Source organism: Ensifer sp. WSM1721 (assembly GCF_000513895.2).
Lineage (GTDB): Bacteria > Pseudomonadota > Alphaproteobacteria > Rhizobiales > Rhizobiaceae > Sinorhizobium.
The window spans coordinates 3,072,021-3,096,803 of record NZ_CP165782.1 but is presented as its reverse complement, the minus strand read 5'-3'; the positions used below and the strand labels follow the sequence as shown (position 1 = coordinate 3,096,803).

Genomic DNA, 24,783 nt, shown 5'->3' with positions numbered 1-24,783 from the left:
AGTTAGGAAACCCTAATCTGATTTGGCTGGGCGCACCAATACATATTCTCGTTATTGCTGCGAGAGGGGCGGTGAGCGGCGCTGCTCGTTCGTGGGCGGAGGCAGGCGGAATGCAGGCCGGATGAGGGGAGGCCACTCAAAGTCGTTCACGCTCGATGATAAGGATGGCCCGAGAGGATGGTCACCGCGCGGTAAAGCTGCTCGGCGATGAGAATGCGCACGAGCTGGTGCGGCCAGGTCATTTTGCCGAGACACAGCACGGAGTCGGCGCGCGAATGGAGCGCCGGGTCGAGGCCGTCGGCTCCGCCGATCGCGATCATCAGGTCGCGTTTGCCGCTATCTCGGAACGTGCCGAGGAGGCTGGCGAAGGCTTCCGAATCGAGCGTCTTGCCGCGTTCGTCGAGGAGCACGAGCAGGCTGCCATCGGCGAGCGCCTTTTCAAGCTGGGCGGCCTCCTCGCGCTTGCGTGTTTCCGCGTTGGCGGCACGGCTTTCATTCACTTCCACGACGCGTGCGAGTTCAAGGCCGACGGCCGGTCCGGCCTTTGCGAAACGGTCGAGATAGCGGCCCGCGAGATCCTTTTCCGGCCCCGCCTTCAGGCGGCCGACTGCGAAAAGTCCGATACGCATGACCGATCTGTCCCCAACAAACATGCAGGACGTAAAAGTGCGGCAGCGACTTTCTCGCGCCTGGTCAACGCGCGCCGCTGTGCCTGCCACCGCTCATCGGCGATGACAGCCGCATTTCAAGTTCGGCACTGGTCGCCGCTCCGTCCCGAGACGATGGGTCAGGATCGGGCGGCGCGTCTCAGTGCAGGGTGCCGTCCTCGATCTCCGGAGCCGCCCACATCTTTTCGATGTTGTAGAACTCGCGGATTTCCGGCCGGAAGATGTGAACGATCACATCGCCGGTGTCGATCAGCACCCAGTCACCACCCTCGAGACCTTCGACGCGGGCGTTGCCGAAGCCGTCGTCCTTCAGGTCCGTTATCAAGTGGTCGGCAATAGCCATCACATGCCTGTTCGATCGCCCGGAGACGACGACCATGAAGTCTCCCAGCGCCGATTTTCCGGCAATGTCGATGGTAACGATATTTTCTGCCTTTGAGTCCTCTAGGCTTTCGAGGACCAGTTGAAGCGCACGGACAGCGGCTTCGTCGCTTGCTTCCGCGCGGCGCGGGAATGCGGAGACCGCATATCCCTTGGCGTGTGCTGTTGTCAGGGTCTTTCCTTTCCAAATGAACAGAACAAGCACTTTCGATTCGAGCTTCAGGTCGAACCGTCCGTAAATGTAGGCACCAAACCTATAAGGTTTCAAGACACGAGAATTGAATCATGGGAAATCACCCTGATTTGGCTGTTGCATGTTCGCTTAAATCGAAGCCGATTTATGGGGAAGAACATACAGCAATTCAAAGAACTACAGCGACCTTTGCGCGTCTGACGAGACGCGCGGCGCTGTAGAGCGCAGCGCCGTCGAGCTCAGAGGCGAGCGCGGCCCATGGATGAAGGTCCAGGCCGGTGCACGGCGAAAGGCCAGCGTTCCCGCATCGTCTTCGTCGACGCGCGCGTGGCCGAAGGTTCTCGCCATGCGTGACGAGAGGTAGGCAAGCGTCGAGCCCGGCCGATCGACGACGGCGATCGGAAAGGTGCCGACGATCTTGCGCCAGTTCTGCCAGCGGTGGAAGTTCTTGAGATTATCCGCCCCCATGACCCAAACGAACCGTACGTCGCGGTTCAGCGCCCGCACGATCTCGAGCGTGCGGGCCGTATAGCTCTGCCCGAGCTTCTGCTCGAAGGCGGTGACCTTGATGCGAGGATTCCGCGCGATCTTCTCGCTCCACTCGATGCGCTCGGCGAGCGGCGCGAGATTGTTGCGGTCCTTCAGCGGATTGCCCGGCGTCACCATCCACCAGAGCTGGTCGAGCCCGAGCCTGCGCAGCGCCGTTTCGGCGACGAGCACATGGCCGTCATGCGGCGGATTGAAGGATCCGCCGAACAGACCGACCACCATGCCGCTTTCGACATGGGGCATGCGCAGATAGCGCGGGTTCACTTCGACGGGTGTCGTCAGGGCCGCACCTGTCCCGTGCCGCGCACGCGATATTTGAACGAAGTGAGCTGCTCGACGCCGACGGGCCCGCGCGCATGCATCTTGCCGGTGGCAATGCCGATCTCGCCGCCCATGCCGAATTCGCCGCCATCGGCGAATTGGGTCGAGGCATTGTGCAGAAGGATTGCGGAGTCGATCTCGGAGAAGAAGCGCTCGACGATCGCCGGGTCCTCGGCGATTACCGCCTCGGTGTGGGCGGAAGACCAGGTGTTGATGTGCCCGATGGCGCCTGAAATGCCGTCGACGAGCTTCGCCGAAATGATCGCATCCAGGTATTCGGTCGCCCAGTCCTCGTCGCTCGCCGCCTTCAGGCCGGGCAAGAGGCCCTCAAGCTCCTCCGATACCCGCACTTCGCAGCCCGCGTCGAGGAGCGCCTGGAGGAGCGGCTTTGCCAGCTCGTCGGCGGCACTGCGGTCGATCAGCAGCGTTTCGGCGGCCCCGCAAATTCCCGTGCGGCGCATCTTGGCGTTGACGACGATCTTCTTCGCCATGTCGAGGTCGGCGGAGGCGTCGACATAGATGTGGCAGAGGCCTTCCAGATGCGCGAAGACCGGCACCCGCGCCTCGTTTTGCACGCGGGCGACGAGGCTCTTTCCGCCGCGCGGCACGATCACGTCGATCGCGCCGTTGAGGCCGGTGAGCATGGCGCCGACGGCGGCACGGTCGGCGACCGGCACCATCTGGATCGCCTCCTCCGGAAGTCCCGCTGCCTTCAGCCCCTCGACGAGGCAGGCGTGGATCGCGCGCGAGGAGTGGAAGCTGTCGGAACCGCCGCGCAGGATCACGGCATTGCCGGCCTTGAGGCAGAGCGCGCCGGCATCGGCGGTGACATTCGGCCGGCTCTCATAGATCACGCCGATGACGCCGAGCGGCGTGCGCACGCGCTCGATGTGCAAGCCGTTGGGTCGGTCCCATTCGGCGATCACCTCGCCGACCGGATCCTTGAATTCGGCAATCGCGCGGATACCGTCGGCCATGTCGCGGATGCGGCTTGCCGTCAGCGTCAGCCGGTCGATGAAGGCTTTCGCGACGCCCGTCTGGCGCGCGTTTTCGAGGTCCACCGCGTTGGCGGCAAGGATATCGTCGCTCCTCGCGAGGATCGCATCCGCCATGGCGACGAGGGCCGCATGCTTGCGCTCGGCACTGGCGATCGCAAGCGGTCGGGCGGCCGCCTTGGCGCGGCGGCCGATCTCCAGCATGATCGCGTTGACGTCGTCGCCGTTCCTCGCCGTCTCAAGCATGGAGCTTGCCCTCTCTTTCATCTCGTTCCCCCTCGGCCCGCGCGGCAGCCGGGGCGGTCATCACCATATCGTCGCGATGCACCATGGCAGCGCGGCCGGCATAGCCGAGGATCGCGCCGATCTCGGCCGATTTCTTGCCGGCGATCTGGCGCGCCTCGTCCGCGTCGTAGCCGGCAAGCCCGCGCGCGATCTCGCGACCGGACGCGCCCAAGATAGCGATCGTGTCGCCGCGGCTGAAGGTCCCCGTCACCTGCCGCACGCCGGCTGGAAGCAGGCTCTTGCCGGAGCGCAGCGCCGCTTCCGCGCCGGCGTCGATTGCCACCGAGCCAGCGGGAAGAAGCTGTCCGGCGATCCAGGTCTTGCGCGCGGTTACGGGCGAGCCGGCAGGCGCAAACCACGAGGAGCGGGCACCCGCCTCGATCGCTGCCAGCGGATGGTCCGGCTTGCCGGAGGCGATGATCATGGCGCAGCCGGCCGTGGTGGCGATCTTGCCGGCATCGATCTTCGTTCGCATGCCGCCGCGCGAGAGCTCGGAGGCGGCACCCCCCGCCATCGCCTCGATCTCGGGCGTGATCTCCGCGACCGTTTCGAGGAAGCGCGCCTCGGGATCGAGATGCGGCGGCGCGGTATAGAGCCCGTCGATATCGGAAAGCAGGACGAGCAGATCGGCGCCGAGCATGGTCGCCACCCGAGCCGCCAGCCGGTCGTTGTCGCCGTAGCGGATCTCCGTCGTCGCGACGGTATCGTTCTCGTTGATGATCGGCACCGAGCCGAGCTTCAGGAGCTGACCGATCGTCGCGCGGGCGTTGAGATAGCGGCGGCGCTCCTCGGTATCGCCGAGCGTCAAGAGGATCTGGCCGGCAACGATCGCGTGGGTCGAGAGGCTCTCCGACCAGGCGCGCGCGAGCGCGATCTGGCCGACGGCCGCTGCCGCCTGGCTCTCCTCGAGCTTCAAGGGGCCGGAGGCGAGGTCGAGCACCGTGCGCCCAAGCGCAATGGCGCCCGAGGAGACGACGAGCACTTCCACGCCCTTCGCCTTGAGCGCGGCGATGTCGGCGCACAAGGCGTCGAGCCAGGCCTTCTTCAGCCCCGTCTGACGGTCGACGAGCAGCGCCGATCCGATCTTGATGACGACCCGGCGGTATTTCTCGATCGCTTTGCGGGTCTTCGTCATCTCACGCGTTCTCCTCGCCGGATTTGGCGGCGACAATGACGCCACGCAGCGCCCGCAGCGCTTCCGTCATGCCCCTGTTGGTGACAGCCGAGAGCAGGAGCGGCGGCGAGCCGCAGGCCTTGGCGAGGGCCTTCGATTTGGCCTTCAGCTCCTCATCATCGAGCACGTCGATCTGCGACAACGCGACGATCTGCGGCTTCTCTTCAAGGCCGCCGCCATAGGCATCGAGTTCGTGCCGCACCGTCGTATAGGCCTTGGCGACGTCCTCCTCCTGCGCGGAGACGAGGTGCAGAAGCACGCGCGTGCGCTCAACATGGCCGAGAAAACGGTCGCCGATGCCGATACCTTCGTGGGCGCCTTCGATCAGGCCGGGGATGTCGGCGATGATGAATTCCTGCTCGTCGACGGTGGCGACGCCGAGATTGGGGTGCAGCGTCGTGAACGGATAATTGGCGATCTTCGGCCGGGCGCGGGTGCAGGCGGCGAGAAAGGTCGACTTGCCGGCATTCGGCAGGCCGACGAGACCGGCATCGGCGATCAGCTTCAGCCGCAGCCAGATGGTCTTCTCCTCGCCTTCGAGGCCGGGATTAGCCCAGTTCGGCGCCTGGTTGGTGGAGGATTTGAAATGGGCATTGCCGAAGCCGCCATTGCCGCCGGCGGCGAGACGATAGCGCTGGCCTTCCTCCACCATGTCGACAATCAGCGTCTCATTGTCTTCCTCGAAGATCTGCGTGCCGACCGGCACCTTCAGCGTCACGTCGGCGCCCTTGGCGCCGGTGCGGTTGCGGCCCATGCCGTGCGTGCCGGTCTTGGCCTTGAAGTGCTGCTGGTAGCGAAAGTCGATGAGGGTGTTGAGGCCGTTCACGGCCTCCACCCAGACATCGCCACCGCGGCCGCCATCGCCGCCGTCCGGACCGCCGAACTCGATGAATTTCTCGCGGCGGAAGGAGACGGCGCCCGCGCCGCCATCCCCGGACCGGATATAGACCTTTGCTTCGTCGAGAAATTTCATGTGGCTGCCATCTGTTTTCTGTATCGGCTAATTTGCCGCCATCGATATAGGCGGTTATCTTGGAGGTCAAAGACTATCGTGCGCTTCACGAGCTACAATATCCAATACGGCATCGGTCTCGACGGGCGTTTCGATCCCGAGCGCATCGCCGCTTGCCTTCGCGACGCCGATATCATCGCCCTGCAGGAGGTGACCCGCAACTTCCACCGCAACGGCAATGTCGATCTTGTTCGGACCTTCGAGGAGCTGCTTCCCAACTATTTCTCCGTTTTCCATGCTCCATGCGACCTCGATGCCGGCTCGTCGATCGAGAACGGCCGTGCGATCAACCGCCGCTTCCAGTTCGGCAACATGATCCTGTCGCGCTGGCCGATCCTGTCTGCGCGGCTGATCATGCTGCCGCGCACGCGCACCGTGAGCCCAATGAATTTGCAGCGCGGCGCGACCGAAGCTTTGATCGCCACGCCCGCAGGCCCGCTGCGCGTCTATTCCGTACACCTCGACCATGTGTCGCCCACCGAGCGGATCTCCCAGATCGAGTTCCTGAAAGAGCGGCTCATCAACTATCCGCTGGAGGGCGGGGCGATTTCCGGAGCCGCCGATTTCGGCTTTGCCGAGCCGCCGTATCCGGAAGAGTTCGTGGTGATGGGCGATTTCAACATGGAGCCGGAATCGCCGGAATACAACGCGATGACGGGGACCGCCGACGCCTTTTACGGACGTTCGCTCCGCGTCGGCAACCCGGTCGACGCACTTGCCCATCTGGGTCGGCTTTCTCCGCAAAGCTATAGCTGGATCCATCCGGACGACCCGCAAAGACGCATGCATCTCGATTATTGCTTTCTCAGCGCCGGCCTTGTCCCGCGCCTGAAGGACGCCTGGACCGATTACGAAGCGACGGGATCAGACCATCTCCCCGTCGGTTTCGAGCTTCATTGAACATGAAAAACCCCGCCGGAGAGGAGCCGGCGGGGTTCGGATTGTTCACGCCGGCCGGCGCAGCCCCTCGGCCGCAAGCCGCGTCTCGATATGTGCCACCATGGCGTTGCGGGCCAGCGCATAGATCTGGCTGCAGCCGGTCACCTTGAAGCCGAGCTTCTCCTGCAGCCGCAGCGAAGCCGGATTGTCGGCAAAGACGCCCGAATGGAGCGTCACCTCCGGCATGCGGCGAAAGAAGCGCTCGACGGCGGCATAAACCGCCTCGCTCGCCAGGCCCTTGCCCCAGTAGAACCGGTTCAGCCAATAGCCGACATGCCATCGACCGTGCCGGAGCTCTATGCCGATGCAGCCGATATGGACATCGTCGCCCGCGGTGATCGCCAGCGTCCAGTCCGGCAGGACATTGGCCGTCTGGCGGTTGAGCCAGTCGAGCGCATCCTGCTGGTCATAGGGAGCGGGGACGCGCGCAAGCATGCGCGCGACCTGAAAGTCGCTGAGCGATTCGGCGATCGCTGGCGCGTCGGAGAGCCGATGCGGCCTGAGCCTCAGCCGCTCCGTCTCGATGACCGGAGAGGGACCGGGATCCGGACGGGCAACGAGGCGCGAGCGTTCGGAAACGAGCGCGTTCATCGCATGCCTCCCCAGCTTCTGAGCGATACCCAGGTCTTGCGGTCGAGCCGGTACCATTCGACGGCAACCATGCCGCCGAGCGCCAGGCTGCCGACCATGCCGGAGCCCTGGAACTGGAACCCGCATTTCTGGATGACGCGGCGCGAGGCCATGTTCATGACCCGGCAGCGCGCATCGATCTGGTCGATGTCGCGGGTGCGGAAGGCCATGTCGGTCAAGGTCTGCGCCGCTTCCGTGGCATAGCCCTGGTTCCAGTAGGGCTCGCCCAGCCAGTAGCCGAGTTCGACCGTCTTGCCGTCGGCATGAGGCTCGATCCCGCAGCAACCGAGGAATGCGCCATTGTCCGCTTTCGTGATCGCGTAGACGCACTTGCCAATCGTGCCGGCTTTTGCGCGTCGCACGAAATCGGCCGCATCCGCCGTGGTGTAGGGGTGCGGCATGCGCGAGACCATGGTGGCGATGTTGGCGTTGTTGGCAAGATGGGCAAGGGCGTCGATATCGTCTTCATGCGGCGCGCGCAAAACGAGCCGGGGCGATAACAATATCGGGCAATCGGTCCTTGACCGCTGAGGCCTCAGCCTTTGTTCGGGAGACCGGGATTGGTCTTCCCTCAAGAGCTCGGTTTGCATGGTTCTTCCTCCAGAGATGCGAAAAGGGGAGTTGGGTATCGCCCCATCTCCCCTTTGAAGTCTGGCTTTTGAACCTTGCGGGTGCATCAGCCGGGTCGATGAGACGCCGGCTGTTTTAGAGCGCTACCGGCTTATTCCGCTGCTTCCGCTTTCGGCATTACAGACACGTACACGCGACCATTGGCCTTCGTACGGAAGTCCACGTTGCCTGCCGTAAGCGCAAAAATCGTATGGTCCTTGCCGAGGCCGACATTGGCGCCGGCATGCCACTTCGTGCCGCGCTGGCGCACGATGATGTTGCCTGGAATGACGGCTTCGCCGCCGAACTTCTTCACGCCAAGGCGCTTGGACTCAGAATCGCGACCGTTGCGCGACGAACCGCCAGCTTTCTTGTGTGCCATTGGTGTTCTCCTTTAAACCTTCGATCCCGGAACTCAGTTTGCGGCTTCTTCAGCGGCGGCTTCGGTCTTCTTCGAAGCCTTCTTCGCCTTGCCGCCGGCGGCAGCGATGTCCAGGATGCGGACGATCGTCTGATGCTGGCGATGGCCGCGCGAGCGCTTGGAGTTCTGGCGGCGACGCTTCTTGAAGGCGATGACCTTCTTGGCGCGGCCCTGGTCCACAACCTCGGCGCTGACTACGGCACCTTCGACAAACGGAGCACCGACGGTGGCATCGGCGCCGGCGCCGACCATCAGGATCTCGGTGAATTCGATCTTGTCGCCAGCAACGCCTTCGAGCTTTTCGATGGTGATGACGTCATTGGCTGCCACGCGGTACTGCTTACCGCCGGTCTTGATGACTGCGAACATATTTTATCCTTTCATGTTCGGTCCGGCTCTTTGCCTGAAAGGCAAGGCCGTCTTTTTGTCAGTCGTTACGTTGGAGCGAAGCGCCTCGGAAACCTTGACCTTCGCCAGTGAGAGGGCACAAGCTTGTACCCCGCGCGGCATGGTCAGACCACACCACCTCATGGCGCGGATTAAGAGAATCGATCTTGCTTGTCAAGGTGAAAGCCACCATATCGCAGATATTCTTCCGCGAGCCCCTTGCCAGCGGCGGAAACTGCCGCTATGAACCGGCCGCGCTTGAGAGAGCGCCAACCGGCCCCGCGGAGAGGTGGCAGAGTGGTTGAATGCACCGCACTCGAAATGCGGCATGGGTGCAAGCCCATCGGGGGTTCGAATCCCCCCCTCTCCGCCAGTAACGTTCAAGCCGGCGCATGACTGCTGCGCGCCGAGACTGCTGCCCTGCTCTCTGCCAAACCCTGCCTCGCCCACCCTGTCCAAAGCTCCGCCGGCGGCAACCAGATCCAGCCTCCGGCCTCGTCGCCAATAATCTCCGACTTACCAACAGCAGCACATCCAGCTGTCAGCAGGCACACCCACGCTGCCCGCTTTTCATGATCGCGTTCGATCGCGACCTTCCGAAGCAGGCACTCGTTCTTCCACCCGAGAAAACCAAGCAGCGTTTCGAAGACGCCGGCCTCGACCGCATGGTCATACAGCCAATCGAACTTCTTCCGCTTCGGTGCCTTCGACATAGCAAAACGCTCATCCGCAAGAAGAACGCCGAGAAAGGCGTTGGGGAAGGCTTCGATGATAGTGGTGCCGGGAATGACGGCTTTGCCGATCGTCGTCGCGTCCGAAAGGTGGCTCACCTGCGCGGCGGTCTCGGCGGCGGCTTTTCTCAAAGCTCGGCCGTGGCCGTGCTGGCTGAGGCCCGGCTTGCAGCGTTTCTGGAAGGCGCCGCGGGTGAAGAGGCGTTCGCAGAGGCGGTCGAGATCGTCGGGGGCATCCGGCGGCGTCAGGGGGCCGTCGATAGCGATGACGGCGAATTTAGCCGAAGCGGGAATGTGGCGGTGGCGGCGCTCCCAATCGGTGTGCGTCCTTGCGACGTCGCAATCGCCGCCGATGCTCCAGGCGAGACCGGTGGTCGCGCGCGAGTGCGAATAACCGACGTCGATGCCGAGCAGTGCCAGGTTGCGAAAGGGCATTTCCTCTCCGTCGTCGGTTCCCGGGCGGGGTCGATGCTCACCGAAGTGTTACCCATGCATCCGGTACAAACATCCCTGTTTGAGGCTCGTTAGGTCCGCAATGGGCGGCCAAGCTTATGGGCTCGGCTCGGGCCCCGCATTCCTCTTGAGCCACACCTCCAATGCCGCGATCACCGACAGTCTGAGGCTCGCGTTGCGGGTCACCGCGCGAGCGAGCGGCCGGCCATCGGGCGGGAAGCCCAGTTCGCGCATCACGTCGTTGGGGCTCAGCCGGCGCCGGGCCATGATCGTCCGGATCTCGGCGATGGTGGAGGGAAGCAGGTAGCGGCCGCTGGCGATCGGGGTTCCGGCGGGCCGCACATCCGCTGCCGGAGAGGGAACGGACGGGGTGGCGGTCGCGGGCAGCGCGCCTTTGGCGGCGAGCCATGTCAGGAAGCTATCGCGCTCGACATCGCTCGCCTTCATCCAGGAGTTCTTGAGCTTATCGAGCCGGGTACGCTCCGGCTTCAGGCCAGCGAGGACGAGCGCTTTGCGCAATGACGGGATCTCCCCGGTGAGCAGCGCGGCGTGGATGTCCGGGAAATCGGTCTTGAGCCGTTGCAGGTGGAGCTCATCGCGCTTCGTTTTCTTCGCCATCTTGGTTCCGACAGTGATTTCCATCGTCGTCTACCGTGCCAGGAGCGACAGGGCGAGCAAAAAACATCTCGGTGCTCGCTGGCACCCTCTGCCCTGTCGGCCATCTCCCCCACAAGGGGGGATGACGGCAAGAGGCGGCGCCGCGCTTCCTCTCGTCGCCCCTCAAGCTCGGCGCAAGTCAGCCTTTCTACCATCGCGCCAACAGCCGGGATGTAACGCGGCGAAAAGGACGATGAGATGTCTAGCGAGATTGACAGCGACCCGCGGGATTCGACGGTCGCCCTCTACCTCATGAACAATGACGGCGACGAGCTCACCGATGTTCTCGTCGCGGCGCTCGAAGATGCATTCCGGATCCTCAAAGAGGAATGGTCCCGGACCATGCATTGAGACCTTTGCCGGGGAAACTTCGCTTGTCGCTCATGCCTACAGCGCCGCGCGTTTTACCAGACGCGCAAAGGTCGCTGTAGCCTTTGAATTGCTGCATGTCTTTGTCCTTGAGGCCTGCGGAAAGGGGCAGAACTCCAGGCGCATCAAACGTGCCGCAGCAAGCTCTCCACTGAAGCCGCCAGCCTCAGCAGCCTTTCGTCGGCGCCGTTTCGCGCCATCAGCATCAGCCCGGCCGGCAGGCGCGTGCCCGGCATCGGCAGGGTGATCGCCGTCAGGTCGAACTGATTGGCAACCTGCGTGTTGCGCAGCAGCAGGTCTTCAACGCGACGGTACTCTCTCTTGTCCCCCTCCACCGAGGCGATGCTGACGGCGGAGATAGGTGTCGTCGGCAGGAGGATGAGGTCGAAGGGCGTCAGCCGTTCGTCCATGGCGCGGGCGAGCTTTTGCCGCGTCCTCAGCAGGTTGTCGATGGCGGCGTCGGGGACGGCGAGGCGGCGGCGGAGCGTCAATTTTACGCGGATGTCGACGGGTGCGTTCTCGTCCATCAGCCAATCGGCATGAACGCGGCTCGCTTCGAGCCCGGCGAGGGAGCCGATCGAGGTCGCCTCGGCGAAGCGGGCGAGAAGATCGTCGATCGGGCAGTCGGCGAGCCTTGCTCCGGCGTGCGACAGCATTTGCAGGCTCGTGTCGAAAGCCCTGGCGACATCCGGCGCAAGGCCGTCCAGGAGGAGACCTTTCGGTATGCCGAGCCTTAGACCCTCCAGCGGCAGTGGCGTCAATGGCTCCGGCATTTCGCCGGCCATGACCGCGTCGGCAGCCGCGCAGTCGGAAACAGTGCGGGCAAGCGGGCCGATCGAATCGAGGCTGGGCGAAAGCGGAAAGGCGCCGTCGAGGGGCAGGCGGCGGGCGGTCGGCTTGAAGCCGACGAGGCCGTGAAGCGCGGCCGGAATGCGCACGGAGCCGCCGGTATCGGAGCCGATGGCGATCTCGCTCGTGCCTTCCGCCACCGAGACGGCTGCACCGGACGACGAGCCGCCGGGAATGAGGCTTGCGTCGATCGCGTTGCCGGGCACCGGGTAATGCGGATTGAGGCCGACGGCGGTGAAGGCGAATTCGGTCATGTGCGTCTTGCCGATGATGACGGCGCCGGCCGCACGTAAGCGTCGGACGACGGCCGCGTCTGCTTTTGCTGGCGGCCCGTCGCGGCGGATGATCGAGCCCGCCAATGTCGGTTCGCCGGCGATGTCGAAGAGATCCTTGATCGAGACGATCCGGCCGTCGAGGGGACCAAGCCTCTTCGCTTCGCGCTGCCTCATGTCCGCGGCGTCGGCTTCCGCCCGGGCGGTTTCGCGATAGAGCTTCATGAAGACGCGCTCTTCGGCGCGCCGCTCGTCGAGCCGCGTTAGAATGGTTTCGAGCCGGTCGCGGGAAGGGGTGTTCGACTTGCGCAAGGCGAAAGACCTCGTGAACGGAGACAGCCGCGGTTTTCCTTCATGAGACGAGGGCGTGCACCCACGGTGCGCACGGTCTGAGGGCCGGCGATTGCGGCCATGGTTTATAGCGCCGCGCGTTTGTTATACAATAAAGAACACAAGAGCTGCCGGAATCCATCGGGAGGCGCCAATGCCGATCCTGCGATCGTCTGCAATCCTCGACTCCTCTGCAATCCACGAGGTCAGATACGATGCGCCGCGCCGGACGCTGAGCATCTGGTTCCTGGGCAACCGCCGGCCCTACCATTACCTCGATGTGCCGGAGCGCATTTACGAGGAACTCCTGCATGCGGGTTCCGCCGGGGCCTACTTCAATCACAACATAAAAAACCACTACGGTTTCATGCATTAGAGGAAAGCCCCTCATCCGCCTGCCGGCACCTTCTCCCCGCAGGGGGCGAAGGGACAAGCGGCACGCTCTCCGTCCCCCCAATCACATCGCAGGGTGAGGGCAAGGTCCTGGGCTAGACGGCGGCGGTGCGGCATACACTCTTCTCCCAGTTCTGACGGGGAAAAGATGCCGGCAGGCAGATGAGGGGCAGCATGGTCCCGCGCCGCTGCGCCAAAGGTGCGGCACGTTTTGATATCCCTCTCTCGGTAGCGCCGCTTCCCGCCGCACGCCTTCAAGCCGGGCGGGCTTCAGCCGCCTTCACAGAACTGTCGCCAAACCGTTCAAATAGTTTCACGTGGTTGTAAAGCCGCTGACATGCGGCTCGCCAATGGTCCGCTCGCGAGAGACAGATGATTCGCGACACGGGACCGGAGGCAGGTTTTGGCTGTTCGAAACACGTTGACGAGGCGTTCTTTCCTCCTTTCCGCCGGCGCCGCCGGCCTCGTCGCTTCTTCCGGACTTGCGACCCCCTTTTATGCCCGCGGCTACGGTCGGCCGGAATTCCTGCATGGGGTGCAATCCGGCGATGTCGATACGCAATCGGGCATGATCTGGACGCGTGTCGATCGGCCGGCGCGGGTGGCGATCGAATATTCCACCACCGACAGCTTCGCGAACGCCGTCCGGCTTCCCGACATCGATGCGACGCCGCAGACCGATTGCGCCATCAAGTGCCGGCTCGATCATCTGCTGCCGGACCAGGACATCTTCTACCGCTTCACCGCCACCGATCTCTATGACGCCAACCGCGTCTCCGAGCCGGTCGTCGGGCGCTTCCGCACCGCCCCCTTGCGCCGGCGCTCGGTGCGCTTCGTCTGGTCCGGCGATACGGCCGGCCAAGGCTGGGGCATCGACGAGGTCGGCATGAAGACCTATTCGACCATGCGTCTGCACGAGCCGGATTTCTTCATCCATTCCGGCGACACGATCTATGCCGACAATCCCATTCCCGACGAGATCAAGCTGCGCGACGGCGGCATGTGGAAGAACCGGATTGTGACGCCCGAGAAACGCGACGTCGCCCGCACGCTCGAGGAATATCGCGGGCAATGGAAATACAACCTGCTCGACGAGCACGTGCGGGACTTGAACGCCACCTGCCCGACCTTCTATCAGTGGGACGATCACGAGGTGCTCAACAACTGGTCGGCCTCGACGGACCTTCGCGACGATCCGCGCTATCCGGAAAAGGATGTCGCCGTCTACGCATCTCGCGCAGCGCGTGCCTTCCACGAGATGACGCCGATCCGCACACTGCCGACGCAGCCGGGCCGCATCTTCCGCAAGATTACCTATGGTCCGCTGCTCGATGTCTTCTTCGTCGATCTGCGCTCCTATCGCGGACCGAACCAGGGGGAGGGGGATTCCGGCCTTTTCGGCTGGCGGCAGGCGGATTGGCTGAAGCGCGAGCTTGCGGCCTCCAGCGCCACCTGGAAGGTGATCGCCTGCGACATGCCGGTCGGTCTCGTCGTCTGGGACGACTATTCGGCAAGGCGCGGCTCGGATGCGATCGCCAATGGCGCCAATGGCGCGCCCACGGGCCGTGAGACGGAGTTTGCCGATCTCTTGCGCTTCATCCGCGACAACGCGATCGAGAACATCGTCTGGCTGACGGCGGACGTGCATTACACGGCGGCGCATCATTACGACCCGTCGCGTGCGGCCTTCAAGGATTTCCTGCCCTTCTGGGAATTCGTCTCCGGGCCCCTCCATTCCGGCACCTATGGGCCGAAGGAGTTCGACATGACCTTCGGCCCGGAGGTCCGCTTCATCAAAGCGTCGGGCGGCGGCATCGACAGCAACCTGCCGCCTTCGGCGGGCCTGCAATTCTTCGGCATCGTCGACATCAGCGGCCAGACCCGGCAGATGACCGTGCGGCTCATGGACCGGCAGGACCAGGAACTCTGGCGTGTGACCCTCGACCCGGCGGCCGTCGCATGAGGCGGCAGAGCTTTATGCACGCCTGCTCTGCGTTCCGGCCCCCTTTCGCTCATGCGAAAAAACCTGTATGAGCGCGGCAACTGAAAAGCGGTACCCGCCTTGCTGGGCGTACCCACGAACTTTCCGAGACAAAAAATGAGCATTCGTAACATCGCGATCATCGCGCACGTCGACCATGGGAAGACCACGCTCGTCGACGAACTTCTGAAGCAATCGGGCTCCTTCCGCGAAAACCAACGCGTTGCCGAGCGCGTGATGGATTCCAACGATCTGGAAAAGGAACGCGGCATCACCATTCTCGCCAAGGCGACCTCGGTCGAGTGGAAGGGGACGCGCATCAACATCGTCGACACGCCCGGACACGCGGACTTCGGCGGCGAGGTCGAGCGCATCCTGTCGATGGTGGACGGTGCGATCGTGCTCGTGGACGCCTCCGAAGGCCCGATGCCGCAGACCAAGTTCGTCGTGGGCAAGGCGCTGAAGGTGGGCCTGAAGCCGATCGTCGCGATCAACAAGATCGATCGGCCGGACGGTCGGCACGAGGAAGTCGTCAACGAGGTCTTCGACCTCTTCGCCGCGCTCGACGCGACCGACGAGCAGCTCGATTTCCCGATCCTCTACGGTTCGGGTCGTGACGGCTGGATGAACGTCAATCCCGAAGGTCCGAAGGACCAGGGAATGGCACCGTTGCTCGATTTGGTTCTGAAGCATGTTCCCGAGCCGACGGTGGCGGAAGGGCCGTTTCGCATGATCGGCACGATCCTCGAGGCAAACCCCTTCCTCGGCCGCATCATCACCGGCCGCGTATATTCCGGTTCCGTCAAGCCGAACCAGGCCGTGAAGGTGTTGGGTCAGGACGGCAAGCTGCTCGAGGCCGGCCGTATTTCGAAGATCCTCGCCTTCCGCGGCATCGAGCGTCAGCCGATCGAGGAGGCGCATGCCGGGGACATCGTCGCGATCGCCGGACTGACCAAGGGCACCGTCGCCGACACCTTCTGTGATCCTTCGGTGACCGAGGCACTGACAGCCCAGCCGATCGATCCGCCGACCGTCACCATGTCCTTCATCGTCAACGATTCGCCGCTTGCCGGCACCGAGGGCGACAAGGTCACCTCGCGCGTCATCCGTGATCGGTTGTTCAAGGAAGCGGAAGGCAACGTCGCGCTGAAGATCGAGGAATCCTCCGAGAAGGACTCCTTCTTCGTTTCCGGCCGCGGCGAACTCCAGCTCGCGGTGCTGATCGAGACGATGCGGCGTGAGGGCTTCGAGCTTGCCGTCTCCCGTCCGCGCGTCGTCATGCACAAGGACGAGAGCGGCCAACTGCTGGAGCCGGTCGAGGAAGTCGTCATCGACGTCGACGAGGAGCATTCCGGCGTCGTCGTGCAGAAGATGTCGGAGCGCAAGGCCGAAATGGTCGAACTCCGCCCCTCCGGCGGCAACCGCGTCCGCCTCGTCTTCTTCGCGCCGACCCGTGGCCTCATAGGCTACCAGTCGGAGCTTCTGACCGACACGCGCGGTACGGCGATCATGAACCGCCTGTTTCATGACTATCAGCCCTACAAGGGCGAGATCGGCGGCCGCATCAACGGCGTGCTGCTCGCCAACGAGCCGGGCGAGGCGGTCGCCTACGCGCTCTTCAACCTCGAAGACCGCGGCCCGATGGTGATCGAGCCGGGCGAAAAGGTCTATGAGGGCATGATCATCGGCATCCACACGCGCGACAACGACCTCGAAGTCAACGTCTTGAAGGGCAAGAAGCTCACCAACATGCGCGCCGCCGGCAAGGACGAGGCCGTCCGCCTGACGCCGCCGATCAAGATGACGCTCGAACGGGCGCTCTCCTGGATCCAGGACGACGAACTCGTCGAAGTGACGCCGAAATCGATCCGGCTGAGAAAACTCCACCTCGATCCGCACGAACGCAAGCGCTTCGAGAAGTCCCGCACCGCCGGCGCGGCGTAAGGGGCCGGTGACGGGCTGATCCATATTCTGATTGTCGATTGCAAAACCCCGGAGCGATCCGGGGTTTTTTGCTGTGTGTGCCGTTCGCGGCCGGCTTGCGGATAAAGTTAAAAAGGCGTTAACCTTCGGGGGGATGCCGTTAAAGTTGCCTGTGGGTTAACGGGCCGCGGCAACCCGGCGGGATTCCGGTCCGCCGTGTCGTGTGTTTAGAGTCAGGTCATGAAGACTGTTTCGATAGAGGTGAGGCCCGGGGAGCCGCATGAGGCGGCCGCAATCGCCGACGCGCATCGCGTTTCCTGGCTGCAGACCTATGGCGGCATCATTCCGCACCGCCCCCTGGTCCGGATGGTCAACCGGCGCGACGAGATGTGGTGGCGGAAGGCTACGCGCGGCCCTGCGACGCTGCTCGTGGTCGACGTCGCAGGAACGATAGCCGGCTATGCGACGCTGGGCTTGAGCCGTGCGCGGGCGCTGCCGCAGGAGGGCGAGATCTACGAGATCTATCTGCGCCCGGAATATCAGGGCATCGGCCTCGGCCGCGTCCTCTTCGGCGAGGCAAAGAGCCTGCTGAAATCGCTCGGCTGCGAGGGGCTCGTCGTCTGGTGCCTGGAAGACAGCGAGCACGCCTATAATTTCTTCCTCTCGGCCGGCGGCCGCGACATCGCCGAAGGCATGGAAGATTTCGGCGAGAAGCACCTGAAGAAGGTCGGCTTCGTCTGGAACTAAAGCGGGATCACTAAAATCGGAAGAGGTTACTCCGGCAGTACGCTGTTGGGTTCGGCTGCCTTGTCGCCGCGCCTGCCATGATAGGCCGCCTGGTCAATGCCGCAGCGGAAGGTCGGGGCCACCTCGTCGGCGATCTTGCGGGCGAGTTCGTTGGGATCGGGATTGGCCAATGCATCGACATAGCCGGCGACGCAGCCCTTGCCGTCTTCCTTTTGCGCAACCTTCGATACGACAAGAACCTGGCCTTCAAGCGCAGGAAGCGATTCGCCCGTCTTCGGATCGGGGTTTTCGATGACCCAGCGCAAGATCGTTGCGACGGGGGTGCCGCCTTTGGCGATGCGCCATTCCACCGTCGTGCCGGCGTGGTTGAAGGGGAAGAAGCTCTCGAACGCCTCGTCGATATAGCGCTCGTTGAGATGCCCGAAGGAGAAGCTCTCGCGGATGTCGATCTCCTTGAAATGAACCGGATAATCGTCATGGCCCGGGCAAGTCATCAGGGAGTACCAGCCCGGCTCCTCTTCGATCGTCTTGCACTTGTTGCGACTGACGTCGACATAGAGGCTTTCATTTGCCATTGCCGGCCCGACTGACAACAGGACCAGCGACAGCCATGCAACCTTTCCGTTCATCGTGATCTCCCTCGAACGAAATTTCGGCACCACGCAGGCCGTCCCGCGACGACGAAACGACCGGTTGAATCTGCACTGCGGACGAAAGTTTTATTGCATCGCGGCATGTTTCCCTTTATCGACGGGCGACTTTTCAATAACCTTGGAGGTGCTCATGCGGATCGACGCGATTTCCATCGGAAAGAACCCACCGGAAGATGTCAATGTGATCGTTGAAGTTCCCGTCGGCGGCCATCCGATCAAGTACGAGATGGACAAGGAAGCCGGCACGCTGGTGGTCGACCGCTTCCTCTACACGCCGATGACCTATCCGGGGAACTACGGCTTCGTGCCGCACACGCTTTCCGATGACGGCGATCCGATCGACGTGCTCATCTGCAACACCCGTCCGCTGGTGCCGGGCTGCGTCATCAATGTCCGCCCGATCGGCGTGATGATGATGGAAGACAACTCCGGCAAGGACGAGAAGGTCATCGCGGTCCCGTCGGCCCATCTTACCAAGCGCTACGACAAGGTGCACAGCTACACCGATCTGCCGGAAATCACCTTGAAGCAGATCGAGCATTTCTTCGAGCACTACAAGGATCTGGAGCCCGGCAAGTGGGTCAAGATCTTTGGCTGGAAGGATGCGAGCGTCGCCAAGGAGTTGATCGTGGAAGCGATCGAGCGCGCCAAGACGAAGAAGTAATTATTTCGTGCCTCCGCCGGCGATGTCGGCGAGGCGTTTCGCGATAGCCTCCGGATCGGCCTCGATCCGGAGGATTTTTTTGCGCTGCGTGTCGCCGGAGACGAGCGAGACCTCGTTCTTCGCGAGACCGAGCGCCTTGGCGAGCACCGCGATGAGCGCCGCATTCGCCTTGCCCTTTTCCGGGACGGCGCGCACCCGCACTTTGAGATGCTCCTCGCCGTCGGCCGCCGTTTCGAAGCCGTCTATCGCGTCGCGGCCGCCGTTCGGCGTCAGCCGTACCGTCAGGCGCACATGGTCGCCGTGGCTGGTGAGCGCGGCACGCACCACGTCAGAGCGGGATGAGGAAAAGTGTGTGCGGTTTTCCGCCCGCATCCCGCTCCTACTCCTTACTGCATGTTTCCTTAAATCGTACCCGATTTAAGGACAAAACATGCAGTAATTCAAAGTGCTACAGCGTCCTTTGTGCGTCTGAAAAGACGCACGGCGCTGTAGAAGCGATCACGTTCATGAATTTTGGTCGAACCGACCAAAATTCATCGTGATCTAGCGGATGAGGGCCGGAGCGATCGTCGTATTCAGGAAGAGCTGGATGAAATAGAGGATCACCAGCACGACGAGCGGAGAAAGATCGACTCCGCCCAGGTCCGGCAGCACGCGACGGATCGGCCTGTAGAGCGGTTCTGTGAGCTGATAGAGCGAACGGCCGATCATGTTGATCGCCTGATTATTCACGTTGATCACGTTGAACGCATAGAGCCAGGAAAAGATGGCCGAGGCGATGATCAGAAACCACGCGATGTTGATGATGAAATTCAAGGTGCCGATGACAGCAATCATGCCCGTCTCCAATTCATTGTCGACAGACATGTAGACATTGGAAACTAAACGGGCAAGTACGCCGCGCGGCCTGGCGCGATCATGTTTAATGGCGAGCGCGGGAAGCGCCCTCGTCCTGCTGCCGCCATCCTTCTCGCTCCAACGGGACGAAAGGGGCTCGCGGCGGACGGCCAATTCCCCCTCACCGTCTGTCGGGAGAGGGTCAGGGCGAGGGGCAAGCATCTCCGCCGCGCAAGAAGATCAGCTCGAGAAAATTCTCCATCCAGGTCCGCAACGGGTGGTCGTGAAGCATCCGGCCCTCCAGATGCGCTTTGCCCATCTGCGCGCCCGGAAGCACGAAACGGTGGGCGCCGTGGACCACCCAGCGATGCATCATCGCGCGCGTCAATTCACCATGGAACTGAATGCCCCAGGCGTTCTCGCCGTAGCGGAAGGCCTGGTTCGGATAGGTGTCGCCGGTTGCCAGCAGCTCGGCGCCCTTGGGCAGGTCGAAGCCCTCGCGGTGAAAATGGTAGACCATGGCCGGCCAATCCATCAGCGCCTTGCCGGCCTCCGTGGCCTGCAGCGGATACCAGCCGATTTCGGTCATGCCTTCGTGGTGGGGCGCGACCTTGCCGCCCAGATTGCGAGCGAGCATCTGCGCCCCGAGGCAGATGCCGAGATAGGGCTTGTTTTCGAGAAGCGGCACCGACAGCCAGTCGATCTCGCGGCGAACGAATTCCTCCTCGTCGTTCGCGCTCATAGGGCCGCCGAAGATGATCGTGCCGGAATGGCCTTCGAGCGTCGGCGGCAGCTCGTCGCCTAAGGCGGGGCGGCGGATATCGAGAGGAAAGCCCTTCTGCTGCAGAATGTGACCGACGCGGCCAGCACTCGACCGCTCCTGGTGGAGCACTATGAGGACGGGTCTTTTGGCGTCGCTGGCCTCTTGCGGCATCGTCAGCTTTCCTGTTGTGCCTCGCTCTCCTCCTCGAGATCGATTTTGGCGGCTGCCTCCTGCCGTTTCAAGACCCGGTCGCGCCCGGAGACGCCGAGAAGATCGGCGATCCGCCAGATGGCATGGTCTTCCATCTCGCTGCGTGCGCCGTCGGCGTAGACGATCTCCCACAGCATGCCGACGAGCTCGACCCGCTGCTCTTCCGAAAGGTGGCGTTTGATCTCGGAGGTGAAGCGGTAGAAGTCGATCGCCTCGCTCTCGGCGCTCTCGCCCGCCGCGACGAGCGCGTTGAGCGCGGCGGCGTCGAGCTTGTAGTGCTCCTTGATGAGCTCGCGCATCTTGCGGCGCTCCGAGGCGCGAACCGCGCCATCCGCCTCCATGACCTGAAAACAGAGCCCGATCACCGCCACGCGCGGATCGTCCTTGTCAATCCGCGCCATTGAGCCCGTCAGCTCTTCGAGAAACACCTTAAACCGTTCAAACATGTCCTATCGCCAGCCCAATCGAAATATCAACTCAGAACAGCCGGAAGCCAGCCTTGTCCTTTTCCGTGGATGCAGGGTCGCGCACGCCCGGATCGTCCGGCGGACGGCCGAAGAAGGGATCCGGCGGCTCCTCCGTCTCCTCGCGCTTTGCCGGGGGAGCCGTCGGCTCCTTTCGTTCAGGAACCCGGATCGTCGCGTCGCGCGCGCCTTCGGCTTCCTCGGCGGGCGTCGGCTCCGGCGCCACTGGCGTTGTGTGCTGCGCGGGCGCCAATATGGGCGACGTGGGCGACACGGGCGGCAGGCTACGGATCGCCTCCTCGGCGTTCAGATGACCGTCCTCCGTGGCCGAAAGCTGCGAGGGCGGCGCCTTCCATTCGAAAGCATCAAGCCGGCCGCTGACCGGCGAGACCGGCAGCCAGACCGGCGAGGTGACGCCATCGGCGGTCCAGGCCGGATCGCGCGGACTCTTAAGCGCCTGCGCCATCCAGTAGCGGATGCGGCCCTCGTCGCCGGTATCGGCTTCCTCGATATCCGCGAGCAGCAGGAAGATGCTCTCGGTCGGCTCCAGCCGGGCGGCAGCCTCGGCCTTTGCTCGGGCGAGCGGAAGGTCGCGCGCCTCGAGTGCCGCTTCGGCGACCGTGGCCAGCGCCACGGCATTGTTGCTTCGCAGCGATTCGAGCTTCTTCGCGCGCTTCAGCCGGTCGATGGCGGAATCGCCGCCGCGCGCCCGCACATAGATCCGCGCCACATCCGGATGCGGATCCAGCTTCCAAATTCGTTCGAGAATCGAGGCGCCCTTGCGCAGATTGTCCTCGCGAAACAGCGCCTTGGCGGCAACGAGTGCGGCCGGAACCAACCGGTCGTCGAGTTTGAGCGCCGCCAGCGCGTCATCGCGAGCCGATTTCGGATCGCCGTCGAACCTCTCCATCGCGCGTGCGGTGAGCAGAACCGCCTTCTTACGATCCGCCTCCTTTTTTTCGAGCACATGGGCGGTACGGCTCTGGTCGAGAAGCCGGATCGCTTCGTCCCACTGACCAGCCTGACTGCGATGATCGAGCGTGGCCAAGGTCGCCCATGTGAGGTGCGGTGCCTTTTCGGCGGCGCGCTCGGCATATTGCCGGGCCGCCTCGTTGGCGCCGAGCCGCTTGGCTTCGAGATAGAGCCCCCGCAGACCGAGCTCGCGTGTCTCGGGATCGTCCGCCATCAGCTCGAATTTCTTGCGCGCATCGTCGTACTTGCCTTCGATGAGGGCGGTCTGCGCTTCCAGCAAATGGATGAGCGGCTCCTGGTCGGCACTGATCAGACTGCGCGAGCGCGCCGCCATCTTGCGGGCGATATTGGCATTGCCGGCACCGGCGGCGATCAGGCCGGTCGACAGCGTCTGGTAGCCGCGATCGCGCTTGCGGGCGCGAAAATAACGGGTCACGGTGTGCGGCGACAGCCAAATCGCACGGATCAGCCAGATGACGATCAGGACCGCGGCAAAGAGAGAAATCAGGATCGAGGCGGCGCGCATCAGGCTCATTTCGATGCGCTGGCCCTGCCAGATCAGAGACAACTCCCCGGGGCGATCCGCAAGCCAGGCAAAGCCGAGGGCGAGGCCGAGGACAAGGAGAATGAAGAACAATATCCGGATCATTTCGTCTTCTTTCCCTGTCCTTAGCCCTGTGTGCCGGTCCGCGTCATGGTGTGCGCCACGGCCGCGTCGATGACGGTCTCGACGCTTAACCTCCGGTCGAGCTTCTCCTTGAAATCCAGCCCGGCGGCTTTCGCCGGCTCGGGAAGGCCCGCCCATTCCAGCGATGCGCCCTTGAGATCGCCGTTATTGAGCTTGTCCTCGATGCGCGCGATCACCGCCTCCGGCGTGTCCCCCTCGACGCTGCCGACAGGACGCACGCGAATGCCAGACATGGCGCTGGACATCAGGCGGGCGAAGATACCCTCGTTGGGATCGGGCTGGTTGAGCGCGTCGAGCATGGCATCCGCCGTCGCCGGAAAGGTCTCCCGCAGCTCCGTGCGGGTGGGGACGCCGGTTGCGGCGACCTCGGCGAGGTCCTTCACCGCGGCGTCCTCCGGCGCAATGCTGCGCAACGCCTCGAGCTCGGCGAGGAAAGGCCCGCCGCGGTCGATCGCCGTCTTGAGCGCGGTGACGGCGACAGCCTTCGCCATCGCAATATCGTTCACCGGCTCGTTGAGTTTCCGTTCCGCCTGGTCGATACGACCGGCGAGTTCCGCCCTTGCGGCATCCACCGACTGGCGAGCATCGGCAAGATCGGTTTTCAAAGCGGCGATTTCATCGGCGAGATTGGCGACCTGCGCTTCGAGCGCCTTTACCTCCGGCGCGCCAGCCGCAGCCGCGCCAGGGGCCGCCTCTTCCAAGGCGGCGAGGCGGCTTTCCAGCGGCGCGACATCCACTGCCGCCGGTTCCCGCCTTGACTGGAGCTCCGCCTTGATCGCCTCGACCTCGCTCGCGAGGCCTTGGTCGAGGTTCGCCCGCTCCGGTCCCACCGCCGGTATGTAGCCGGCATATTGCAGCACGCCGGCGCCGGCGAGCGCAACGAGACCGCCGAAGATACCGGCGGCAAGCGCACCGGCGCTCGTCGTCTGCCTTCTCTTCGGTTCCGGCACGGCATCGTTGCTCAGGTGCGGAGGCTCCTCGTCGAACGCGGCGGCGGCCGCATCGGCTCGGGCCTCCTCGGCCTCCTCTTTCGCCTCTGCCTCTATAGCCTCGCTCTCGCGCGGCTCAGCCTCGCCCGTCTCGGACATCTGGTTTGCCGAAATATCCGCCGGTTCATCCGTCACAGAATCCCGGTTGGCGATGGATTCCGTTTCTTCGGTCACGGTTCTTTCCGCCTCGAGGTCGATCGTCAGCGGTTCCTTCTCGGATTTCGAGCGGCGCGGCGGCTTTTCCGATACCATGGTGACCTCTTACCGTTTCATTGCCTGTGGGCGGCCTGGTCCAGTTGGAGCAGGATGCCGGCGGTTCTCCTCATCCCTCTTCAGCCAAACCTAGTCAGGGAAATCGGGCGGGGAAAGTCCCTGCCTCCCCTTTTTAGAGGAATTGCCTCAGATGACCCTACCGCGCCGTGCGTCTTTTCAGACGCACAAATGACGCGGTAGCCCTTTGAATAGCTGCATGTTTTTGGTCTTAAATCGTCAATGACTCAAGGAAACATGCAGCAGTCCCGCATCCGATGCGGGCGGGAATCCGATGCCGACTTTGTTGATCCCGTCTAAAGAAGGCGGAAAAGGCTTTCTTCGCCAGGTGTCGCGGCCACCTCGACGGCAACGCTACTCGGGAGAGCCTCCTTGGCCGAAGGGCTCAGGCAAAGATAGCGTGAGGCGAAAGCCGTGGCATCGAGGCCGCTTTCGTGGAAGACGGAGACGAAACGCCGCGCGGTTTCGCGCGAATAGATGAGCACCGCATCGAACGGTCCGGAGCGGACGAGATCGGACAGCACGTCCGGGCGATAGGTGACGGGCACCATCCGGTAGCATTCGACGGTGACATAGTCGATCTGGCGGTCGCGTAGGCCTTGTTCGAGGCCGTCGGCGCGCGGCGTGCCGGCGAGATAAATGAGCGTCTCGCCCGCGCGCATGCGCGCGGCGATCTTGTCCGCCAGCCCTTCGCCGGTTCCAGATCCGATGCGGATGTCGGTAAAGCCGAGATCGGCAGCGGCGCTCGCGGTCGCCTCGCCCACCGCGAAAAGGGGTGTCGTAAGATGCGGTTCGATTGCGGTGCCGAGCGCGCCGAGGACGCGGATCGCCTCTGCGCTGGTGACCGCGATGGCATCATGGCGCTCATTCAATGCAGCCCGAACGGCGCCTGCGAAATGCTCCGCCCGCATCAGAGGCAGCATGACCGCTGTGTGCCCCATCGCCTGGAGCTTCGCCGCCGTCCTTTCGGCGGCGGGCTGCGGGCGGGTGACGAGCACGCGCAT

The 24,783-nt window shown here is 63.5% G+C and carries 27 protein-coding genes, 1 tRNA gene and 1 pseudogene; 8 read left to right on the top strand and 21 right to left on the bottom strand.

Annotated elements, in window-relative coordinates:
- Positions 1-146: 146 nt before the first annotated feature.
- From rlmH to obgE, 6 genes are all read right to left on the bottom strand, one after another.
- The gene (gene rlmH, locus M728_RS15035; RefSeq protein ID WP_026620088.1) at positions 147-629 is read right to left on the bottom strand and encodes a 23S rRNA (pseudouridine(1915)-N(3))-methyltransferase RlmH; all 483 of its coding nucleotides are present in this window, start codon (positions 627-629) and stop codon (positions 147-149) included.
- Positions 630-807: 178 nt separating this feature from the next.
- The gene (gene rsfS, locus M728_RS15030; RefSeq protein WP_034883393.1) at positions 808-1,254 is read right to left on the bottom strand and encodes a ribosome silencing factor; all 447 of its coding nucleotides are present in this window, start codon (positions 1,252-1,254) and stop codon (positions 808-810) included.
- Positions 1,255-1,419: 165 nt separating this feature from the next.
- Positions 1,420-2,013 carry a nicotinate-nucleotide adenylyltransferase gene (locus tag M728_RS15025; protein ID WP_245269688.1) on the bottom strand — a complete coding sequence of 198 codons (594 nt, stop codon included), beginning with the start codon at positions 2,011-2,013 and terminating at the stop codon, positions 1,420-1,422.
- Positions 2,014-2,069: 56 nt separating this feature from the next.
- Positions 2,070-3,353, bottom strand: coding sequence for a glutamate-5-semialdehyde dehydrogenase (locus tag M728_RS15020; RefSeq protein WP_026620086.1), 1,284 nt, complete (start codon positions 3,351-3,353; stop codon positions 2,070-2,072).
- Positions 3,346-4,527, bottom strand: a complete 1,182-nt coding sequence (gene proB / locus M728_RS15015) for a glutamate 5-kinase (RefSeq protein ID WP_026620085.1) — start codon at positions 4,525-4,527, stop codon at positions 3,346-3,348. Before proB ends, M728_RS15020 begins: the two co-directional genes overlap by 8 nt.
- Before the next feature lies 1 nt (position 4,528).
- Positions 4,529-5,539 carry a GTPase ObgE gene (gene obgE, locus M728_RS15010; RefSeq protein WP_026620084.1) on the bottom strand — a complete coding sequence of 337 codons (1,011 nt, stop codon included), beginning with the start codon at positions 5,537-5,539 and terminating at the stop codon, positions 4,529-4,531.
- 78 nt (positions 5,540-5,617) lie between these two features.
- On the opposite strand from obgE, the gene M728_RS15005 reads away from it, so the two are divergent.
- Entirely contained in the window at positions 5,618-6,478 is an 861-nt protein-coding gene (locus M728_RS15005) for an endonuclease/exonuclease/phosphatase family protein (protein ID WP_026620083.1), read from the top strand.
- 45 nt (positions 6,479-6,523) lie between these two features.
- Here the strand turns inward: M728_RS15005 and M728_RS15000 are convergent, their stop codons facing one another.
- The 4 genes and pseudogenes from M728_RS15000 to rplU all read right to left on the bottom strand — a co-directional run.
- Positions 6,524-7,108: a GNAT family N-acetyltransferase gene (locus M728_RS15000; RefSeq protein WP_026615461.1), complete on the bottom strand. Its 585-nt coding sequence runs from the start codon at positions 7,106-7,108 to the stop codon at positions 6,524-6,526.
- Positions 7,105-7,737, bottom strand: a complete 633-nt coding sequence (locus tag M728_RS14995) for a GNAT family N-acetyltransferase (RefSeq protein ID WP_026620082.1) — start codon at positions 7,735-7,737, stop codon at positions 7,105-7,107. Before M728_RS14995 ends, M728_RS15000 begins: the two co-directional genes overlap by 4 nt.
- A 131-nt stretch (positions 7,738-7,868) precedes the next feature.
- Complete coding sequence (gene rpmA, locus M728_RS14990) at positions 7,869-8,138, bottom strand: 50S ribosomal protein L27 (RefSeq protein ID WP_026620081.1); 270 nt, start codon at positions 8,136-8,138, stop codon at positions 7,869-7,871.
- Between the two features lie 96 nt (positions 8,139-8,234).
- Positions 8,235-8,546, bottom strand: a pseudogene (gene rplU / locus M728_RS14985) (50S ribosomal protein L21); the annotation flags it as partial.
- Between the two features lie 301 nt (positions 8,547-8,847).
- Between rplU and M728_RS14980 the strand changes: the two are divergent.
- Positions 8,848-8,937: transfer RNA gene (locus M728_RS14980), tRNA-Ser, on the top strand.
- A gap of 7 nt (positions 8,938-8,944) precedes the next feature.
- Here M728_RS14980 and M728_RS14975 read toward each other — a convergent pair.
- Positions 8,945-9,730 (bottom strand): DUF429 domain-containing protein, encoded by a 786-nt coding sequence (locus M728_RS14975; RefSeq protein ID WP_026620079.1) that lies wholly within the window; start codon positions 9,728-9,730, stop codon positions 8,945-8,947.
- Positions 9,731-9,844: 114 nt separating this feature from the next.
- The gene (locus M728_RS14970; RefSeq protein WP_026620078.1) at positions 9,845-10,366 is read right to left on the bottom strand and encodes a hypothetical protein; all 522 of its coding nucleotides are present in this window, start codon (positions 10,364-10,366) and stop codon (positions 9,845-9,847) included.
- 237 nt (positions 10,367-10,603) lie between these two features.
- On the opposite strand from M728_RS14970, the gene M728_RS14965 reads away from it, so the two are divergent.
- Positions 10,604-10,756, top strand: a complete 153-nt coding sequence (locus M728_RS14965; protein WP_156943394.1) for a hypothetical protein — start codon at positions 10,604-10,606, stop codon at positions 10,754-10,756.
- A gap of 143 nt (positions 10,757-10,899) precedes the next feature.
- On the opposite strand, the gene M728_RS14960 is transcribed toward M728_RS14965, so the two are convergent.
- Positions 10,900-12,207, bottom strand: coding sequence for an amidase (locus M728_RS14960; RefSeq protein WP_026620077.1), 1,308 nt, complete (start codon positions 12,205-12,207; stop codon positions 10,900-10,902).
- Between the two features lie 172 nt (positions 12,208-12,379).
- Here M728_RS14960 and M728_RS14955 point away from each other — a divergent pair, with 172 nt between their 5' ends.
- The 4 genes from M728_RS14955 to M728_RS14940 all read left to right on the top strand — a co-directional run bounded on the left by M728_RS14955 (position 12,380) and on the right by M728_RS14940 (position 17,269).
- The gene (locus M728_RS14955; protein ID WP_026620076.1) at positions 12,380-12,601 is read left to right on the top strand and encodes a KTSC domain-containing protein; all 222 of its coding nucleotides are present in this window, start codon (positions 12,380-12,382) and stop codon (positions 12,599-12,601) included.
- A gap of 420 nt (positions 12,602-13,021) precedes the next feature.
- Positions 13,022-14,581, top strand: coding sequence for an alkaline phosphatase (locus tag M728_RS14950; RefSeq protein WP_026620075.1), 1,560 nt, complete (start codon positions 13,022-13,024; stop codon positions 14,579-14,581).
- Positions 14,582-14,716: 135 nt separating this feature from the next.
- Positions 14,717-16,543 carry a translational GTPase TypA gene (gene typA / locus M728_RS14945; RefSeq protein WP_026620074.1) on the top strand — a complete coding sequence of 609 codons (1,827 nt, stop codon included), beginning with the start codon at positions 14,717-14,719 and terminating at the stop codon, positions 16,541-16,543.
- 219 nt (positions 16,544-16,762) lie between these two features.
- Positions 16,763-17,269: a GNAT family N-acetyltransferase gene (locus M728_RS14940; protein WP_026620073.1), complete on the top strand. Its 507-nt coding sequence runs from the start codon at positions 16,763-16,765 to the stop codon at positions 17,267-17,269.
- A 26-nt stretch (positions 17,270-17,295) separates the two neighbouring features.
- Here the strand turns inward: M728_RS14940 and M728_RS14935 are convergent, their stop codons facing one another.
- Positions 17,296-17,898, bottom strand: a complete 603-nt coding sequence (locus M728_RS14935) for a hypothetical protein (RefSeq protein ID WP_026620072.1) — start codon at positions 17,896-17,898, stop codon at positions 17,296-17,298.
- Positions 17,899-18,052: 154 nt separating this feature from the next.
- On the opposite strand from M728_RS14935, the gene ppa reads away from it, so the two are divergent.
- Positions 18,053-18,586 (top strand): inorganic diphosphatase, encoded by a 534-nt coding sequence (gene ppa, locus M728_RS14930; protein WP_026620071.1) that lies wholly within the window; start codon positions 18,053-18,055, stop codon positions 18,584-18,586.
- Here the strand turns inward: ppa and M728_RS14925 are convergent, their stop codons facing one another.
- The 7 genes from M728_RS14925 to M728_RS14895 all read right to left on the bottom strand — a co-directional run bounded on the left by M728_RS14925 (position 18,587) and on the right by M728_RS14895 (position 24,783).
- Positions 18,587-18,958, bottom strand: a complete 372-nt coding sequence (locus M728_RS14925) for a DUF167 domain-containing protein (RefSeq protein WP_084044390.1) — start codon at positions 18,956-18,958, stop codon at positions 18,587-18,589.
- A 171-nt stretch (positions 18,959-19,129) separates the two neighbouring features.
- Complete coding sequence (locus M728_RS14920) at positions 19,130-19,423, bottom strand: YggT family protein (protein WP_026620069.1); 294 nt, start codon at positions 19,421-19,423, stop codon at positions 19,130-19,132.
- A 202-nt stretch (positions 19,424-19,625) separates the two neighbouring features.
- Entirely contained in the window at positions 19,626-20,357 is a 732-nt protein-coding gene (locus M728_RS14915) for a glutamine amidotransferase (RefSeq protein WP_026620068.1), read from the bottom strand.
- Between the two features lie 2 nt (positions 20,358-20,359).
- The gene (locus M728_RS14910) at positions 20,360-20,842 is read right to left on the bottom strand and encodes a TerB family tellurite resistance protein (protein WP_026620067.1); all 483 of its coding nucleotides are present in this window, start codon (positions 20,840-20,842) and stop codon (positions 20,360-20,362) included.
- 31 nt (positions 20,843-20,873) lie between these two features.
- A complete protein-coding gene (locus M728_RS14905) occupies positions 20,874-22,481 on the bottom strand; it encodes a heme biosynthesis protein HemY (RefSeq protein WP_026620066.1) in 1,608 nt (535 codons plus the stop codon).
- A 20-nt stretch (positions 22,482-22,501) separates the two neighbouring features.
- Entirely contained in the window at positions 22,502-23,761 is a 1,260-nt protein-coding gene (locus tag M728_RS14900) for a COG4223 family protein (protein WP_026620065.1), read from the bottom strand.
- 314 nt (positions 23,762-24,075) lie between these two features.
- Entirely contained in the window at positions 24,076-24,783 is a 708-nt protein-coding gene (locus M728_RS14895) for a uroporphyrinogen-III synthase (RefSeq protein ID WP_026620064.1), read from the bottom strand.